Source organism: Exiguobacterium sp. s28 (assembly GCF_018618135.1).
Classification (GTDB): Bacteria; Bacillota; Bacilli; order Exiguobacteriales; family Exiguobacteriaceae; genus Exiguobacterium; species Exiguobacterium mexicanum_A.
Map to the genome: position 1 here is coordinate 1 of NZ_JACSLL010000031.1, position 1686 is coordinate 1686.

Genomic DNA, 1686 nt, shown 5'->3' on the forward strand with positions numbered 1-1686 from the left:
TGATATGCTCCCCAATAGGTAGACAGATGAAATAACAAATCTGTTTATCTGATTGGGGAGTGTTTTTTTATGGCGAGAAGTCGGCATTCTATCGAACAAAAATTGGGTGCGGTGCGCATGATGGAAGAAGAAATATATAGTTGGAAGGAAATCATGGAGGCCCATGACGTCTCTTGGGATACCCTCCGGGTATGGAAAGCCAAATTCGATACCGGTGGAATTGACGCGTTGAATGAATCGAGGACACAAAGACTTTACACGAGGGATCAGAAAATCGCGGCCGTGCGTGACTATCTCGACGGTCTCACTAAAATGGAAACCCTCTCCAAGCATCACATCAGTAGTTGGTCTGTTCTTTACAGATGGATTAAGAAGTATACTGGTCATAGCGAGTTAACAGATTCGAGAAAAGGGATGGATCGAGCTATGGCCAAAGGAAGAAAGACCACATTCGAGGAACGGATCGAGATCGTCAGATATTGCCTGGAGAACGAGCGGAACTATCAACGGACAGCCGAGCTATTCGCTGTGTCTTACCAGCAGGTCTATGGCTGGACGAAAAAATATGACGCCGACGGCGTGCATGGGCTCGAGGACCGGCGTGGACGGACGAAGCAAGAAGAGGAACTGACCAACGAGGAGAAGCTCGAACGTCGCATCCAACAGATCGAGCGGGAGAACGAGCGCCTGCGGGCCGAGAACCTGTTCCTAAAAAAGTTAGAGGAGATCGAGAGGAGAGGTTGATCAGCCAAATCCGGCTACAGCTGCGGTACACGGCCATCGAGGAACTGTCGACAACCGACACATTCTCGGTCGTGCTCCTTTGTGAGGTCGCGCAGGTCTCACGGGCCGCCTATTATAAATGGTTGAAGCGTACCGTCTCGGTACGTGAGGAAGAGAACTTGAGCCTACTAGAGGACATCCGTCTCCTATACGACCAGGTGAACGGGACCTACGGCTATCGACGGATCACCATGACGGTCAACCGCAGACGACGCCAGCATGGCCTGCCGGCATACAACGAGAAGCGCATCTATCGTCTCATGCGCATCCACGAGATCCGTTCGGTCATCCGCCAGAAACGAAATCGGTACAAAAAATCGTCACCACAACATGTGGCCGAGAACCTGATGAACCGAGAATTCGGTGCGTCCCGATCGGACGAGAAATGGTGTACCGACGTCACCGAGTTCAAATATGGTGCCGGGAAGAAGGCTTATCTGAGCGCGATCATCGACCTGTATGACGGCTCGATCGTCGCCTATCGTATCGGAAAGTCCAACAACAACGGGCTCGTCTTCCATACGATGATGCCGGCCATCGCGGGGCTCCGTACAGGAGCACGTCCGATGATCCATAGTGACCGAGGGTTCCAATATACCTCGAGAGGGTTCAAACGCATGGTAGAAGACGCGGGGCTGACCCACAGCATGTCCCGGATCGGACGTTGTCTCGACAACGCCCCGATCGAGAGTTTTTGGGGCACCTTGAAAGTCGAGATGTACTACTTGCGTGAGTTCCAGGCCTATAGCGAACTCACATCGGCCATCGAGGCCTACATATCGTTCTATAACCATGATCGTCTCCAGAAACGACTAAACGGCTTGAGCCCTGTCGAATACAGGGCTCAAGCCGCCTAGGCTAGTTTTCATTATTTGCCCTGTCTACTTGACGGGGAGCAGTTCA

The 1686-nt window shown here is 52.1% G+C and carries 1 protein-coding gene; it reads left to right on the plus strand.

Annotation, left to right across the window (positions count from 1 at the left end; translation table 11 throughout):
* The first annotated feature begins 69 nt into the window (after positions 1-69).
* Positions 70-1640, plus strand: a protein-coding gene (locus KNP78_RS15510) for an IS3 family transposase (RefSeq protein ID WP_214797540.1) whose coding sequence is annotated in 2 segments (ribosomal slippage) — positions 70-709 and positions 709-1640 — 1572 coding nt in all. Because the reading frame shifts where the segments join, the coding sequence is not laid out codon by codon here.
* The last annotated feature ends 46 nt before the right edge of the window (positions 1641-1686 follow it).